The organism is Nonomuraea sp. NPDC005692, from assembly GCF_040631115.1.
Taxonomy (GTDB): domain Bacteria; phylum Actinomycetota; class Actinomycetes; order Streptosporangiales; family Streptosporangiaceae; genus Nonomuraea.
Genome location: NZ_JBEXYU010000020.1, coordinates 160,400 through 175,055, shown reverse-complemented (window position 1 = coordinate 175,055; position 14,656 = coordinate 160,400). Strand labels below are relative to the sequence as shown.

The 14,656-nt window shown below is 72.0% G+C and carries 9 protein-coding genes and 1 pseudogene; 5 read left to right on the top strand and 5 right to left on the bottom strand.

Features of this window, described 5'->3' with window-relative positions; all coding sequences use genetic code 11:
* Positions 1–3: 3 nt before the first annotated feature.
* The 3 genes from ABZ459_RS33285 to ABZ459_RS33275 are packed head-to-tail and all read left to right on the top strand — an operon-like array spanning position 4 to position 4,312.
* Entirely contained in the window at positions 4–627 is a 624-nt protein-coding gene (locus tag ABZ459_RS33285) for a helix-turn-helix domain-containing protein (RefSeq protein WP_357978893.1), read from the top strand.
* The gene (locus ABZ459_RS33280) at positions 627–2,363 is read left to right on the top strand and encodes an ABC transporter ATP-binding protein (RefSeq protein WP_357978891.1); all 1,737 of its coding nucleotides are present in this window, start codon (positions 627–629) and stop codon (positions 2,361–2,363) included. The genes ABZ459_RS33285 and ABZ459_RS33280 overlap by 1 nt, the downstream gene beginning before the upstream one ends.
* Positions 2,360–4,312: an ABC transporter ATP-binding protein gene (locus ABZ459_RS33275; RefSeq protein WP_357978889.1), complete on the top strand. Its 1,953-nt coding sequence runs from the start codon at positions 2,360–2,362 to the stop codon at positions 4,310–4,312. The genes ABZ459_RS33280 and ABZ459_RS33275 overlap by 4 nt, the downstream gene beginning before the upstream one ends.
* A 165-nt stretch (positions 4,313–4,477) precedes the next feature.
* Here ABZ459_RS33275 and ABZ459_RS33270 read toward each other — a convergent pair whose 3' ends face one another.
* Together ABZ459_RS33270 and ABZ459_RS33265 are read right to left on the bottom strand one after the other, a co-directional pair.
* Positions 4,478–5,041 carry a dihydrofolate reductase family protein gene (locus ABZ459_RS33270; protein WP_357978887.1) on the bottom strand — a complete coding sequence of 188 codons (564 nt, stop codon included), beginning with the start codon at positions 5,039–5,041 and terminating at the stop codon, positions 4,478–4,480.
* A gap of 76 nt (positions 5,042–5,117) precedes the next feature.
* Positions 5,118–6,518 (bottom strand): APC family permease, encoded by a 1,401-nt coding sequence (locus ABZ459_RS33265; RefSeq protein ID WP_357978885.1) that lies wholly within the window; start codon positions 6,516–6,518, stop codon positions 5,118–5,120.
* A gap of 292 nt (positions 6,519–6,810) precedes the next feature.
* Here ABZ459_RS33265 and ABZ459_RS33260 point away from each other — a divergent pair, with 292 nt between their 5' ends.
* Positions 6,811–7,440, top strand: a complete 630-nt coding sequence (locus tag ABZ459_RS33260) for a hypothetical protein (protein WP_357978883.1) — start codon at positions 6,811–6,813, stop codon at positions 7,438–7,440.
* A gap of 3 nt (positions 7,441–7,443) precedes the next feature.
* On the opposite strand, the gene kstD is transcribed toward ABZ459_RS33260, so the two are convergent.
* Positions 7,444–9,201, bottom strand: a complete 1,758-nt coding sequence (kstD, locus tag ABZ459_RS33255; RefSeq protein ID WP_357978882.1) for a 3-oxosteroid 1-dehydrogenase — start codon at positions 9,199–9,201, stop codon at positions 7,444–7,446.
* Positions 9,202–9,275: 74 nt separating this feature from the next.
* Entirely contained in the window at positions 9,276–10,166 is an 891-nt protein-coding gene (locus ABZ459_RS33250; RefSeq protein WP_357978880.1) for a YihY/virulence factor BrkB family protein, read from the bottom strand.
* A gap of 82 nt (positions 10,167–10,248) precedes the next feature.
* Between ABZ459_RS33250 and ABZ459_RS33245 the strand changes: the two are divergent.
* Positions 10,249–10,428: pseudogene (locus ABZ459_RS33245) on the top strand (NUDIX hydrolase); the annotation flags it as partial.
* 135 nt (positions 10,429–10,563) lie between these two features.
* Here ABZ459_RS33245 and ABZ459_RS33240 read toward each other — a convergent pair.
* Entirely contained in the window at positions 10,564–14,604 is a 4,041-nt protein-coding gene (locus ABZ459_RS33240) for a S8 family serine peptidase (protein WP_357978878.1), read from the bottom strand.
* Positions 14,605–14,656 lie beyond the last annotated feature (52 nt).

Below are 14,656 nucleotides of genomic sequence, written 5' to 3'. Positions count from 1 at the left end.
CGCATGACCAGAAGGCGACGGGTGCCCGCCATGGCGCCCGAAGACCGCCGTGCCGCCCTCATCGAGGCCACCATCCCCCTGCTGCGCGCGCACGGCACCGCCGTCAGCACCCGCCAGATCGCCGAGGCCGCGGGCGTGGCCGAGGGCACGATCTTCGGCGTCTTCCCCGACAAGGCCACGCTGCTGCGCGCGGCGCTGATGAGCGTGTTCGACGCCCGCCCGGCCGAGGACGCGCTCACCGCCATCGGCACGACGTCCGACCTGCGGGTCCGGCTGCGTGAGGCGGTGGCGCTGCTGCGGGCCGGCATGACCGCCAACGCCAACCTCTTCACCGCGCCCCGCGAGCTGATGGCCGAGGACACCGAGTTCCGCGAGCGCCTGATGGATCACCGCGCCCGCATCACCGCCGCTCTCGCCGCTCTCGTCGAGCCCGACCGCGACCGCCTGCGCCGCTCGCCCATGGCCACGGCGCACCTGCTGATCATGCTCGTCACGGTCAGCGTCCACCGCGGGTTCGGCCTGTCGGCCGACTTCGGCGACATGGACGACGAGGAGACCGTCTCGGTCCTGCTCGACGGGCTGCTGTTGCCCTCCGCCCGCACCCCCACCACAGAAAGCGTCCGTTGATGCTGCTACGCCTGCTGCGGGTCCAGCTCAGGCCGTACGGGAAGGAGATCACCCTCGTGGTCCTCTTCCAGTTCGTGCAGACACTGGCCACGCTCTATCTCCCCACACTCAACGCCGACATCATCGACCACGGCGTCATCACCGGCGACACCGGCTACATCATGCGCGTCGGGCTGGTGATGCTCGGCGTGACGTTCGTCCAGATCGTCTGCTCGATCGTGGCCGTCTACTACGGCGCCAGGACGTCGATGGCCCTGGGCCGCGACCTGCGCGCCGCGATCTTCCACCGCGTGCAGGGCTTCTCGGCGCAGGAGGTGAACAGGTTCGGGGCGCCGTCGCTGATCACCCGGACCACCAACGACGTGCAGCAGGTGCAGCTGCTCGTGCTGATGACGTTCACGATGATGGTGGCCGCGCCGATCATGTGCGTCGGCGGCATCGTGCTGGCGCTGCGCCAGGACACCACGCTGTCGTCGCTGCTGCTCGTCGTGCTGCCGGTGATGATCGTCATCGTCGGCCTGGTCGTCTGGCGGATGCGCCCGCTGTTCCGCACCATGCAGGAGCGCATCGACCGGATCAACCAGGTGCTGCGCGAGCAGATCACCGGCATCCGGGTCATCCGGGCGTTCGTCCGCGACCGGCACGAGCGCGAGCGCTTCGGCGTGGCCAACGACCGGCTCACCGACGTCTCGCTGCGGGTCGGCCGGCTGATGGCGCTGATGTTCCCCTCGGTCATGCTGGTCGTGAACGTCTCCAGCGTCGCCGTCATCTGGTTCGGCGGCCACCGCATCGCCGACGGCACCATGCAGGTCGGCGCGCTGACCGCGGTCATCTCCTACCTGATGCAGATCCTGATGTCGGTGATGATGGCCATGTTCATGTTCATGATGATCCCGCGCGCCGAGGTCTGCGCCGAGCGCATCGAGGACGTGCTGGGCACCGACCCGTCCGTCCACCCGCCCGCGGACCCCGTCACCCCCGACGGCCACCGGGGCGAGCTGGAGCTGCGGTCCGTCGACTTCCGCTACCCGGGCGCCGAGGACCCGGTGTTGTGCGGGGTGAGCTTCGCCGCGCGGCCGGGCCGGACCACCGCGATCATCGGCAGCACCGGCAGCGGCAAGACCACGCTGCTCAACCTCGTCCCGCGGCTGTTCGACGCGACCGCCGGCGACGTGCTGGTGGACGGCGTCAACGTGCGCGACCTCGACCCGGCGGCGCTGTCCCGCGCGGTCGGCCTGGTCCCGCAGTCGCCCTATTTGTTCTCCGGCACCGTGGCCTCCAACCTGCGCTACGGCCGCCCCGGCGCCACCGACGAGGAGCTGTGGCGGGCCCTGGAGATCGCCCAGGCCCGCGAGTTCGTCGAGGCGATGCCCGGCGGCCTGGACGAGCCGATCTCCCAGGGCGGCACGAACGTCTCCGGCGGCCAGCGCCAGCGCCTGGCCATCGCCAGGACCCTCGTGCACCGGCCCGAGATCTACCTGTTCGACGACTCCTTCTCCGCCCTCGACTACGCCACCGACGCCCGCCTGCGGGCCGCCCTGGCCGAGGAGATCACCGACGCCACGATCGTCATCGTCGCCCAGCGGGTGAACACGATCCGCGACGCCGACCTCATCCTCGTGCTCGACGAGGGACGGGTGGTGGGCAGCGGCGACCACGCCGAGCTCATGGAGTCCTGCCCGACCTACCGCGAGATCGTGCTGTCCCAGCTCACCGAACAGGAGGCCGCGGCATGACCGCCCAGGCTCCCGCGCGCCGCCCGCAGCCCGGCTTCGGACCGGCCAGGATGATGTCCGGGCCGGCCGAGAAGGCGCTCGACTTCGGCGGCACGCTGCGCAAGCTGCTGCGCCTGCTGCGGCCCGAACGCGCGATGCTCGGCGTCGTGCTGGCGCTCGGCACGGCCAGCGTCGCGCTCACCGTCACCGGGCCCAAGATCCTCGGCCACGCCACCGACCTGATCTTCTCCGGCATCATCGGCGCCCGGCTGCCCGCCGGGCTCACCAAGGAGCAGGCCGTGGCGGGCCTGCGCGCCAGGGGCGAGGACAACTTCGCCGACATGGTGGCCTCGATGACCGTCGTGCCCGGCCGGGGCATCGACTTCACCGGCCTGGCCCACGTCCTGGGCTGGGTGCTGGCCATCTACGTGGTGGCGGCGCTGCTCGGCATCGCGCAGTTCCGGCTCACGACGACCATCGTCCAGCGGGCGGCGTCGCGGCTGCGCGAGCGGATCGAGGCCAAGCTGGCGCGGCTGCCGCTCAGCTACTTCGACGGCCAGCCGCGCGGCGAGATCCTCAGCCGCGCCACCAACGACACCGACAACATCGCCCAGACCCTCCAGCAGACCATGAGCCAGCTCATCTCCTCGGTGCTGACCGTCGTGGGCGTGCTGGTGGTGATGTTCTGGATCTCGCCGATCCTGGCGCTCATCGCCCTGGTAACGGTGCCCGTGTCGGTCTACGTCACCACCGTCGTCGGCAAGCGGTCGCAGCCGCAGTTCGTCAAGCAGTGGTCGTCCACCGGCAAGCTCAACGGCCACATCGAGGAGATGTACGGCGGCCACACCCTGGTCAAGGTCTTCGGCCGCCAGCAGGAGGCCGCCGCCACCTTCGAGGAGCACAACCAGGCCCTGTACGCCTCCAGCTTCCGCGCCCAGTTCATCTCCGGCGTCATCCAGCCGGCGATGATGTTCATCGGCAACGTCAACTACGTGCTGGTCGCCGTCGTGGGCGGGTTCAAGGTGGCGTCGGGCTCGATCTCGCTGGGCGACGTGCAGGCGTTCATCCAGTACTCCCGGCAGTTCAGCCAGCCGCTGACCCAGGTGGCCGGCATGGCGAACCTCGTCCAGTCGGGCATCGCCTCGGCCGAGCGGGTCTTCGAGCTGCTGGAGGCGCCCGAGCAGTCGGCCGAGCCGGCCGAGCCCGCCCGTCCCGCCGAGCTGCGGGGGCGCGTGGCGTTCGAGAACGTCTCCTTCCGCTACGCCCCCGACCGGCCGCTGATCGAGGACCTGTCGCTGACCGTGGAGCCCGGCCAGACCGTGGCCATCGTCGGCCCCACGGGAGCGGGCAAGACGACCCTGGTCAACCTCATCATGCGCTTCTACGAGGTGACCGGCGGCCGCATCACCCTCGACGGCGTCGACACGGCCCAGATGTCCAGGGAGGAGCTGCGCGCCGACATCGGCATGGTGCTCCAGGACACCTGGCTGTTCGGCGGCACGATCGCCGAGAACATCGGCTACGGGGCCGAGGGCGCCACCCGTGAGCGCATCGAGGCCGCCGCCCGCGCCGCCCACGTCGACCGCATCGCCCACACGCTGCCCGACGGCTACGACACGGTGATCGACGAGGAGGGCGCCACGGTCAGCGCGGGTGAGAAGCAGCTCATCACGATCGCCCGCGCGTTCCTGTCCGAGCCGGCGATCCTCATCCTGGACGAGGCCACCAGCTCGGTCGACACCCGTACCGAGGTGCTCATCCAGCGGGCGATGAGCTCGCTGCGCGAGGGCCGGACCAGCTTCGTGATCGCCCACCGCCTGTCCACGATCCGCGACGCCAGCCTCATTCTGGTCATGGAGGAGGGCCGTATCGTCGAGCAGGGCACCCACGAAGCCCTCCTCGAGGCGGACGGCGCCTACGCCCGCCTCTACTCCGCCCAGTTCGCCCAGGCCGCCGTCGAGGTGGACTGACCGCCATTCTCCCGGGCCTTCGCTTTTGCCGTCATTGACGGCCGGACTATCTCCTGGTCAGCGGCGTTCTGACCAAAAAGCGAAGTGCCCGGGAGGCCATTCCCGGGCACGTGCTCTCGTTCGTTCTCCGCGTTTCACGGCCCGCCACGGTGAAGGGCGGACCTCTCAGGAACGTTCCGGCTCGTAGTGCAGGCCCACCACGCCGCAGTCGAACGCGCGCGCGCCGACCAGGCGCAGCCGGTGGTAGCCCTCGCCCGCCGGGAACAGCGGCAGCCCGGCCCCGATCGCGACCGGGTTGACGAACAGGTGCAGCTCGTCGATCAGCCCCCGCGAGATCAGCTGCCGGCCGATCGAGGCGCCGCCGGCCACCATCACGTCGCCGCCGGGCTTCGCCTTCAGCTCCTCGACGGTCTCGGCCGGGTCGCCGCCCGCCACGACGGCGTTCTTCCAGGGCGACTCGGCCAGGCTGCGGGAGATGACGACCTTCGGCGTGTTGATCATCTTGTCGATGCCCTCCTCGGTCTCGCCCGCCGGCCGCGACTCCCAGGCCGGGATGAAGCCCTCGGCCAGCTTGCGGCCCAGCACGATGGTGTCGACCGGCTCCCACAGCGCCGCGACGTGGGCGTTGATGTCGTCGGTCCAGGGGAACTTGACCCAGTCCATCTCGCCGTCGGGGCCGCCCACGAAGCCGTCCGTGGTGATCTGGAGCTGCAGCTTGACCTTGCGCATTTGATATGTCCTTCCGGTTCCGCTCTGTGTGGTTCCCAGCGTGCCGGAGCTTACTTACGGTCTGCTTCCGCCGGGCTTAAGGTCGCCCGACGGCTCGCCGCCTGGCCGACAACCAGGACGCCCCCCACAGGATCACGCCGATCACCAGCAGGATCCCGGCGATCTCGTACTGGCCCGCCGGACGCCCGGAGGACCACGGCAGCACCAGGTAGAGGCAGGTGACCGTGCCCAGCACGGGCAGCACGCGGCCCGCGTTGAAGTGCTCGGTGCCGGTGACGTCCCGGCGCAGGACGAGGACCGCCACGTTGACCGCCGCGAAGACGGCGAGCAGCAGCAGTGAGGTCGTGCCGCCCAGCAGCGCCACGACCGGGCTGTCGGGGACCAGCGAGACGAACGTGATGAGGCCGACGGCGATCACCGTGGTGAACAGGATCGCGGCGTGCGGCGTGCGCCGGGTGGCGTGCACCGCCGACAGGAACGGCGGCAGCACGCCCTGCTTGCTCATGCCGTACAGCAGCCGGCTGGCCATCAGCATGTTGATCAGTGCCGAGTTCGCGACCGCGAACATCGAGATGAACGGCAGCAGCGAGGCGATCGGCACGCCAGGAGCCGCCGTCTGCACCACCGTGACCAGCGGCGTCTCGCTGGCGGCGAGCTGCCCGACCGGGACCACGGCGACCGCGCAGATCGACACGAGCACGTAGATCACCCCGGTGATGCCGATGCCCGCGAACATCATGCGCGGGAAGATCCGGGTCGGGTCCTTGGTCTCCTCGGCCATGTTGACGGAGTCCTCGAAGCCGACCATGGCGAAGAAGGCCAGCGAGGTCGCGGCGCTGACGGCCAGGAACACGCCCTTGTCGGCGGGCGTCTCGAAGGCGACGACGCGGGAGAAGTCGGCGTGGCCGCCGGAGATGAAGTACCCGCTGAGCACGATGACCATCAGCAGCCCCGACAGCTCGACCGCGGTGAGCACGACGTTGAGCTTGACGCTCTCGCCGACGCCGCGCAGGTTGACGGCCAGGATCAGCAGCATGAACCCCACGGCGATCAACAGGATGACGCCGTTGCCCGCGTCGAGGCCGAACCCGGTGGCGAGGTTGGCGGCGAAGGCCCGCGAGGCCGCCGACGCCGACGTGATGCCCGAGCACATCACCGCGAAGCACACCAGGAACGTCAGCGCGTGCTTGCCGAACGCCTTGTGCACGTAGAGGGCGGCGCCCGCGGCCTCCGGATACTTGGTGACCAGCTCCAGGTAGGAGCAGGCGGTGATCAGCGCGACGACGAAGGCGATCGTGAAGGGCAGCCAGGCCGCGCCGCCCACCTCGCCGGCGACCTGGCCGGTCAGGGCGTAGATGCCGGTGCCGAGGATGTCGCCGACGATGAACAGCAGCAACAGGCCGGGGCCCATCACCCGCTTCAGGCTGGGTTGGCCGCTGCCGGCCTCGGGCGGGCTGGGGGGACTGATCTGAGCCATGGGGGTGGTCCTTCTCGTCCGTGAGGATGACGGCTACGTCATGTGCGCGACGGCGAGCCCCGGCCGGTCGCCACGCGCCGCCGCGACCACGTGATCTCGACCGTCATCCTGACACTGTACGATCCCCGCTTGTCATCCGTGAACAGGTCGTCACGCTGAGCATCCGTCCCGGTACGCGAACGGCCCGACGGCCGTCCGGCCGCCGCGCCGTCAATGTGCCGCCGGTGTGCGGGGGTAAGGGTTGCAAGTCGGGAGCAATCCCTGCGCAAGGGACAGGTCCTAGCGTCGGGGCGTGTCCAGACGACTGTTTCTCGGCGGCGCCGTCCTCGCAGCGGCCGCCACGCTGACGCTCGGCGTTCCCACCGCCCCCGCGCTCGCCGCCGCCCCCGCGCCCGGCAAGGTGGCGGGCAAGCTGTTCCGCGCGTGGCTGGCCGGCGACCGCGCCGCCGCGGCCGGGGTCGCCACCCCCGCCGCGGTGCGCACGATCTTCGGCTACGCCTACCGCGCGCCCGACCGATTCGACGGCTGCTCGCGCGGCGTGTGCCGGTACGTGCACACCAGCGTGCGCGTGCCCGGCGGCCTCAACGGCATCGCGATGGCCGTGACCGGCTCCAAGGTCACCAAGGTCTACCTGTCCCGGCACGTCGTGCGGCCGTCCGCCGCGGCCGGGCACCTGTTCACCGCCTGGAAGCGCGGCGACCGGTACGCCGCCCTGGAGGTCGGCGCGCAGGACGCGGTGCGGACGCTGTTCCGGGTCAGGTACGACCCGCGCGGCGTCACCCACCACTTCCAGGGCTGCGCCAAGGAGCCGAAGGGCTACGCGTGCGCCTGGTCCTACGAGGGCGGCGCGATGTTCATGCACGTCCGCGGCTCCGAGGCGAGGGGCTACGACGTCCGGTCGATCAGCTACACGGCCGACTGACGGTCAGCCGCCGGCCAGGTCGTTCGCGGCCACGTAGCCGAAGGTCATGGCCGGTCCGATGGTCGAGCCCGAGCCCGCGTAGCTGTGGCCCATGACGGCGCCGCTGGCGTTGCCGGCGGCGTACAGGCCGGGGATCACCGAGCCGTCGGCGCGCAGGACGCGGGCGCGGGCGTCGGTGCGCAGGCCGCCCTTGGTGCCCAGGTCGCCAGGGACGATCTTGAAGGCGTAGAACGGCGGCAGCCAGAGCGGCGCCAGGCACGGGTTCGGCCGGACGTACGGGTCGGCGTAGTAGTGGTCGTAGGCGCTGTCGCCGCGGTGGAAGTCGGCGTCCCGCCCGGCCAGGGCGAAGCCGTTGAAGCGGGTGACCGTGGCGCGCAGGGCGGCCTCCGGCACCCCGATCCTGCGGGCGAGCTGCTCGATCGTCGGGGCCTTGAACACGGCGCCGCTGTCGTACCAGGAGTCGGGGAAGGGCAGCAGCGGGGCGATGTCCTTGAACAGGTACTTGTTGCGGTACTGCTGGTCGATGATCAGCCAGGCGGGGATGTGCGGGTCGGACGGGGTGTTGCGGTCGTACATGACGTGCACGACGTCGCTGTAGGGCGCGGCCTCGTTGACGAAGCGCCGGCCGGCGCCGTTGACGATGACGCAGCCCGGCAGGGTCCGCTCGGCCAGGCAGAAGTACGGCTCGCCGGGCAGCGGGATCACCGGCCCCCACCAGGCGTCGTCCATCAGGTCCAGCGCGCCGCCGGCCTGCTCACCGGCCTCGATGCCGTCGCCGGTGTTCTCCTTGGCGCCGACCGTCCAGCTCGTCCCGATGGGCTGGCGCTGGAACTCGGCCCGCATCGCCGCGCTGTGCTCGAACCCGCCCGAGCCGACGATCACCCCGCGCCTGGCCCTGACCACCCCGGCCGGGGTGACGACGCCCGCGACCCGGCCGCCCTCGACGTGCAGGCCGAGCAGCGGGGTGTTCAGCCACACCGGCACCCCGGCGGCCAGCAGCCCGGCGCGCAGCCCGGCGGCCAGCGCCTGGCCCATCGTCAGCGGCTTCTCGCCGCGCAACGCCGCCTGCGTGCCCCGCAGCAGGCAGGCCGCCGACACCTCCGCGCCCTTCGGGTTGACCAGGGCGAGCGTCAGCCACTTGTAGTCGGCGCTGAAGACGACCATGCCCGCCGGGGTCGCCATGTACGGCGGGTTGAGCCGGGCCAGCTCCGGGCCGAGGAGGTTGCCGTCGAACTGGTCGGGTTCGATGGACCGCCCGCCCGGCATCCCGCCGGGGAACTCGGGGTAGTAGTCGGAGTACCCCTCCATGAACCGGAAGCGCAGCGGGCTGTTGCGCGTCACGAACGAGATCATCTGCGGCCCCGCGTTCAGGAACGCCTGCTGCCGCGCGGCCGGGACGGTGTCGCCCACCACGCGGGCCAGGTACGCGGCGGCCTTGGCGGGCGTGTCCGGCACCCCGGCGGCCAGGATCACCTCGTTGCACGGGATCCAGATGCCCGCCCCCGACCGCGCCGCCGACCCGCCGAACGTCGGCGCCTTCTCCAGCACGACGGTGCTCAGGCCGCGCTTGGCGGCGGTGAGGGCGGCGGTCATCCCGGCGGCCCCCGAGCCGACCACCACCACGTCGTAGTCGGCGTCGGCGTAGGCCGGGTCCTGGCCGAGCGCCGCGCCGGTGACCAGGATCCCGCCCGCGATGAGCAGGGTACGGCGGCTGCGCCCGCGGGGGGTGAGGGCGTCGGAGGCCGGTGAGGCTGGTCGCATCGATGATCCCTTCGACAGGGGAGAGCCGGTCGCCCCCCTCGCCGAAACGAGCATGCGCTTGGTTGGTTACCCTGTCAACGGGCCCGCCGCACGGCCAGATCCTTGACGTGGCCCGACGTGCCGGTCGCCGTCAGGGCGGTGGCGAACAGGATGAGCTGGTTGAGCACCTTCAGGAACAGCAGCATGCCCGCCGCGCCCGCGACCACCCGGTAGGCGGGGTTGGCGGCGGTGAGGTTGACGTAGACCTGGCCGATCGTCTTGAGGATCTCCAGCCCGGCGGTGATGACCAGCGCCGGGCCGATCACGCGGCGCAGCGGCACCCGCAACCGGGGCGGCGCGGTCAGCAGCGCCATGGCCAGCAGCGTGTTCACGCCGAGGCCGAGCGCGATCCCGGCCGCGGTGAGCACCCACTGGGCCGGAAGGGCCGCCACGCCCACGGTGAGCACGGCCAGCCACGTCAGCAGCCGCTCGGCGGCGAAGGCGACGGCGAGCGACAGGGCGAGCAGCAGCCCGAGCCCGGCCATCACGCCCAGGTCGATGAGCTGGCGCAGGAAGAAGCGCCCCGGATACTCATCCAGCCCCCAGATCGCCCTGGTGGCCGAGCGCAGGGTGTCCATCCAGAACAGCCCGGTCATCGGCAGCGCGACGAAGGCCACCGCGCCGGCCGTGCCCCCGGCCTCCCGTAACGCCTGGACGTCGAGGCGCGGGAAGTTCTCGCTCAGGTAGTGCTGGACAGTGGCGAGGACCGTCGGGTCGTCCATGACGTGACCGAGGATGCCGAACGCCAGCAGGGCCAGGGCGAAGGTGGCGAAGAAGGAGTAGTAGGTGAGGGCCGCCGACAACCGGCCGCCGTCGGCCTTGTCGTAGCGCAGCACGGCGCGGGACAGGTGGTCGAGCCAGCCGTGCCGGTCGCGGGCCCGCCGCCAGGCCGCCGCCGGGCCCTTGTCCGGTCCGGTGGCGTTCATGGTGCGGGGTTCCCTTCGCTGACGTCCCGGTGGCCGTACGCCGCCGGGTGCTCACCGTACCGCCCACCGGCCCGGCGGCGCGGTGGAGCCGGGGGAGACGGCGGCGGAGGCGGCCTGCCGGGAGGTCCGCGAGGAGACCGGGTTCGCGCTCGCCGCCCCGGACCTGGCCGGGCCGGTGGCCGTCAACTCGGGGGAGTGGTCGGTGCAGGGACACCGGTTCCACACCGTGCACACGTACTTCTTCGCCCGGGTCCCGGGGACGGAGCTGCCCGAGCCCGCTGACGACGGGCTCGGGCACCGGTGGTGGACGGCGGCCGAGCTCGGCCGCACCGCCGAGCGGGTCTTCCCGCCGGGAGGGGTGTGGCTCCCGCCCGGCGGGCGGCCGCGGCCGACGCGGTCAGCGGAGGTTGAACGCGCGCAGGGTGGTCTGCCTGAGGCGGTTGCCCGCCGCGTCCCACGCCTCCACCTTCAGGCTCACCGCGCCCTTGGTGGCGCGGTAGGCCGGGTACTTCGCACCGGCGGTGTAGCCGCCGTCCCGGCCTCGCCTGAGGTCGGCGGGCTGCCAGGTGGCGCCGTCGTCGGTGCTGGTCCACAGCCGCACGCCCGCGATCGCCGGCATCTTCGCCGCCGACGGCCCGTGGTAGGCCTCCAGCTCGAACGTGTGCCTGCGCCCGGCCGCGACCGTGTTGCCGGCGGACAGGGTGTCACCGAGGTCGTAGCTGACGTAGACCGCGGGGGTGGTGCGGCACTGCTCGACCAGCCCGTCGACGAACCAGGCGTAGCAGTTGGCGCCCGGCCTGAGCTGCTCCTTGGACGGCGGAGCGGTGAACGTCCACTCGATGTCCGACAGGGCGTTCCTGGCCGTCAGCCGGTAGGTGCCCGGCTCCTTGGGCAGCGGGTAACGCGGCAGCGTGTCGAAGCCCGGCAGGGGGGCGTTCGGCAGCTCCTTGCCGTCGCGGTACAGGTGCAGCTCGTACTGGGGCACCAGGTCGCCGAACGAGACGCCGTCGTCACGCCGGTCCCCGACCCCGTTGACCATGGACGGTGTCACCCACAGGTTGCCGTCGTGCACGCAGATCGCGCACGGCACGCCGATCACGAGCTGCTTGAGCGGGGGCGCGTCCGCGGGGCCGCCGAGCGCGTACAGCTTGTCGGAGGCCGTCGAGGCGCCCGGCGTGCTCGGGGTGGCGAACCACTTCTGGACGGTGGTGCCCGGCCGGTCGAACACCTCGTGCCGGTAGCGGGTCTCCTGGACCTCTTCGCCGGGCGCGGAGGAGGCGAGCGCCGACAGGCCCGCCTCGCTCACGACCTCGGGGTCGAGCGGCCAGATCCACTGCGTCCTGCGCTCGGGCAGCGGGACCGACCACTGCAGGATGTTGGTGTTGGTCGTCGTGTAGGAGATGTCGTCGGTCCGCCACGAGGCCCGCCAGTTCATGTACTTCGTGTACGGCCCGGCGTGCACGTCGAGGTCGACCCGGTGGAGCTGGCGCTCGGTCACCTTGTACCGCATCGAGTCAGGGACGCGCCCGTCGGCGGACGGCCGGAACACGTACGAGTACGGCGTGTTCGGCGTGCCCTCGACCCGGACGGTCACCTTGCCCCGGCCGGCCTCCTCGCGGATCTTCAGGCCCTCGGCGTTGGAGACGTAGGCGACGGGGATGTTGACCGGCTGGAACGGGCCGCTGAACGGCTTCTGCGAGATGGGCAGCGGGATCGGGCAGGTGGCGGCCTTCTCGTTGAAGGCCAGGACGCCGGCGGCGCCCGCGTCCCTGATCGGGCCCACCCGCTCGATCTGCAGGCCGCACGCCACTCCGAAGATGCCCTCGGCGGGCTCGGCGTCGATCAGCACGAGCGCGCCGCGCAGGTCCTTGCCCACGAGGTCCTCGGGACGGCCCTTGCCGGCGTCGACCACCCGCAGGTCCTTGGTGCCCTCGAACGGGACGTACCCGGGGTGGATCTCGCCGGAGTCGATCGTGCGGACCCGGGTGACCGGGTGCAGGGTCGTGCGCTTCGGCGTGCGCATGGTCATGGTGACCTCGGGCACGCCCAGCTCCCACTGGCCGGCGAAGCGGAAGCCGCCCTTGGTGACCTTCTTCGTCGGCAGCGCCCACACCTTCTCCCAGCCGCCGAGCGGGCGGCCGGACAGCAGCGTGCCGCCGAAGACCTTGCCGTTGGGCAGGGAGCGCTGGAAGAAGACGTCGTAGGTGTTGTTCAGCGGCTGCGCGGTCTTCGGCGCGCTGAAGCTGACCTCGGTGGCCTTGCGGGCGTCGAGAGTGATCTCCATGTCGCCGGTGACGGTCAGCTCGGGCTCGAACAGCCAGGCCCGGTTGGCGCGGTCGTCGGCGTCCACCCAGTCGAGCACCTGCAGCAGGCTGACGGTGCCGGCCGGGACGCGGCTCACGACCAGGCCCACGTCGTCGATGCGGTTGGGGCCGAGCTCGCCCTTGTTGCCGTCGACGTCCAGGACGCTCATGGCCGACGGGGTGCGCGGCTTGCCGTCCCGGTCGATGGTGTGGATGGTCAGGTCGTACTTGGGGACGTCCCGCACCGCGCCGAGCGGCGTGCTGAGCCGGACGCCGTCCGCCTCGGCCGTCACGGCCCCGCTGTAGGTGCCGACGGGCAGCTCGGCCGGGTCGAGGGTGACGGTGGTGGCGGCGGTGCCGCCGGCGGGGACGGTCAGCGTCGCGTCGGCGAGTACCGGCTTCGCGGCGCCCATCGCCGCCTTCAGCGTGAGCGTGACGGGCTGGTCGCCCAGGTTGCGGTAGGAGATCTCGCCGGTCTTCGGCGCGCTGCCGGTCTCCAGCAGGCCGAAGTCCACGCCGCCGCTCGTCGCGAACACCTGCTGCCTGGTCGCGCGGTCCAGGTCCACCCGGCCGGCGCCCTGCTCGTAGACGGTGAAGCCGTCGTCCTTGGAGGTGGACATCAGGGCGGCCTTGAGCTGCTGGGCCGTCCAGTCCGGGTGCTGCTGCGCCATGATCGCGACCGCGCCGGCCACGTGCGGCGTGGCCATGGAGGTGCCGGAGGCGCCGGTGTAGTGGTCGTCCACGGGGGAGCCCATGGCGGTGCCGGCCGCCCGCGCGGCCACGATGTCCACGCCGGGCGCGGCGATGTCGGGCTTGAGCCCGCCGCCGGGGCGCGGCCCGCGGCTGGAGAACGCGGCGAGCTTGTCGCTCTTGTCCACCGCGGCCACGGTCAGCGCGGCGTCGGCAGCGCCGGGCATGCTGATCGTCTCGGCCTCGTACAGATTGCCCGCGGCGACCACGAACAGCGTGCCGGTCTCGGCGGTCAGGTCGTTCACGGCCTGGCTGAGCGGGTCGGTGCCGTCGCTGGGCGGGCCGCCGAGGCTCATGCTGACGGCCTTCGCGCCGCTGCGCGCGGCCCACTCCATGCCCTCGATGATCCACGACTCCTGGCCGGAGCCGGTGTTGTCGAGCACCTTGCCGACGACGAGCTGCGCGCCCGGGGCGACGCCCTTGAGCTTGCCGCCCGAGGCCGCGCCGGTGCCTGCGATGGTCGAGGCGACGTGGGTGCCGTGCCCGTGCCCGTCCTGGACGGGCTGGTCGGGGACGAACGACTTGCTGTCGGCGATCCTCCCGGCCAGGTCGGGGTGGCCGGTGTCGGCGCCGGTGTCCAGGACGGCGATCTTCACGCCGGTCCCGTCCTGGCCGCGTTCCCACGCCTTGGGGGCGCCGATCTGCGGGACGCTCACGTCCAGGTCGGCCTTGACCTTGGCGTCCAGCCACAGCTTGGCGATGCCGCCGCGCAGCGTGCCGGGTGACTTGGCCAGGCCCTCGCCGGCGGGCCGCCCGCCGCGCACCGCGTCCCAGAACGCGCCCGCCTCGGCCTTGGTGACGTCGAGGGCGGAGGCGTGGATGCTCTCCAGCGTCCGGGTGGGCTCGCTGGCGGGGACGGCGGCGGCCGAGCGCTTGACCGCGGCCTCGGCCTGGTCGCCCGGGTACTGCACGATGACCGGCAGCCGCTTGGCCACGTCGTCGGAGTAGCCGTTCTCGGCCAGGTACTTGACGTCGAACAGCCGCCTGTCCACCAGCCCCGCCTGGACGGCGGAGATCGCGTCGTCCGGCAGCACGAAGACGCCGTCCGGGGTGAACTGGGTGAACAGGTTGATCCGGCGGCCGTCCTGGCGCGTGCCGGGGGCCGGCTCCACGCGGTACCGGCCGGCGGCGGACCGGGTGAGCTGGACCTTGTCACCCGTGATCAGCGTGACGACGACCTTCTGGGCGCGCACCCCGGACAGGGTGACGTCCTTGGCGGCCTGCGCGGGGGCGGCGGGTGCCGTGGGAGCGGCGGGGGAGCCGGGGGCGGGGGTGTCCGGTGTCGCGGCGGTCGCCGGTCCGGCGGTCAGCACGCCGGCGAGCGCGGTGACCGCGGTCAGCAGGACGCCTGTCCGGCGCGCCAGCGGGGGGCGGGGCAGTGCCATGGTGGCCTTTCTGGCGGGGAGGGGTTCGGACGGCGGCGGTGGGCTCGTGGCC

Coding starts and splice junctions, on each gene's coding strand:
- ABZ459_RS33280 (WP_357978891.1), top strand. CDS start 627: ATGCTGCTACGCCTGCTGCGGGTCCAGCTCAGGCCGTACGGGAAGGAG.
- ABZ459_RS33250 (WP_357978880.1), bottom strand. CDS start 10,166: ATGAACGCCACCGGACCGGACAAGGGCCCGGCGGCGGCCTGGCGGCGG.
- kstD (WP_357978882.1), bottom strand. CDS start 9,201: ATGCGACCAGCCTCACCGGCCTCCGACGCCCTCACCCCCCGCGGGCGC.
- ABZ459_RS33285 (WP_357978893.1), top strand. CDS start 4: ATGACCAGAAGGCGACGGGTGCCCGCCATGGCGCCCGAAGACCGCCGT.
- ABZ459_RS33240 (WP_357978878.1), bottom strand. CDS start 14,604: ATGGCACTGCCCCGCCCCCCGCTGGCGCGCCGGACAGGCGTCCTGCTG.
- ABZ459_RS33265 (WP_357978885.1), bottom strand. CDS start 6,518: ATGGCTCAGATCAGTCCCCCCAGCCCGCCCGAGGCCGGCAGCGGCCAA.
- ABZ459_RS33275 (WP_357978889.1), top strand. CDS start 2,360: ATGACCGCCCAGGCTCCCGCGCGCCGCCCGCAGCCCGGCTTCGGACCG.
- ABZ459_RS33270 (WP_357978887.1), bottom strand. CDS start 5,041: ATGCGCAAGGTCAAGCTGCAGCTCCAGATCACCACGGACGGCTTCGTG.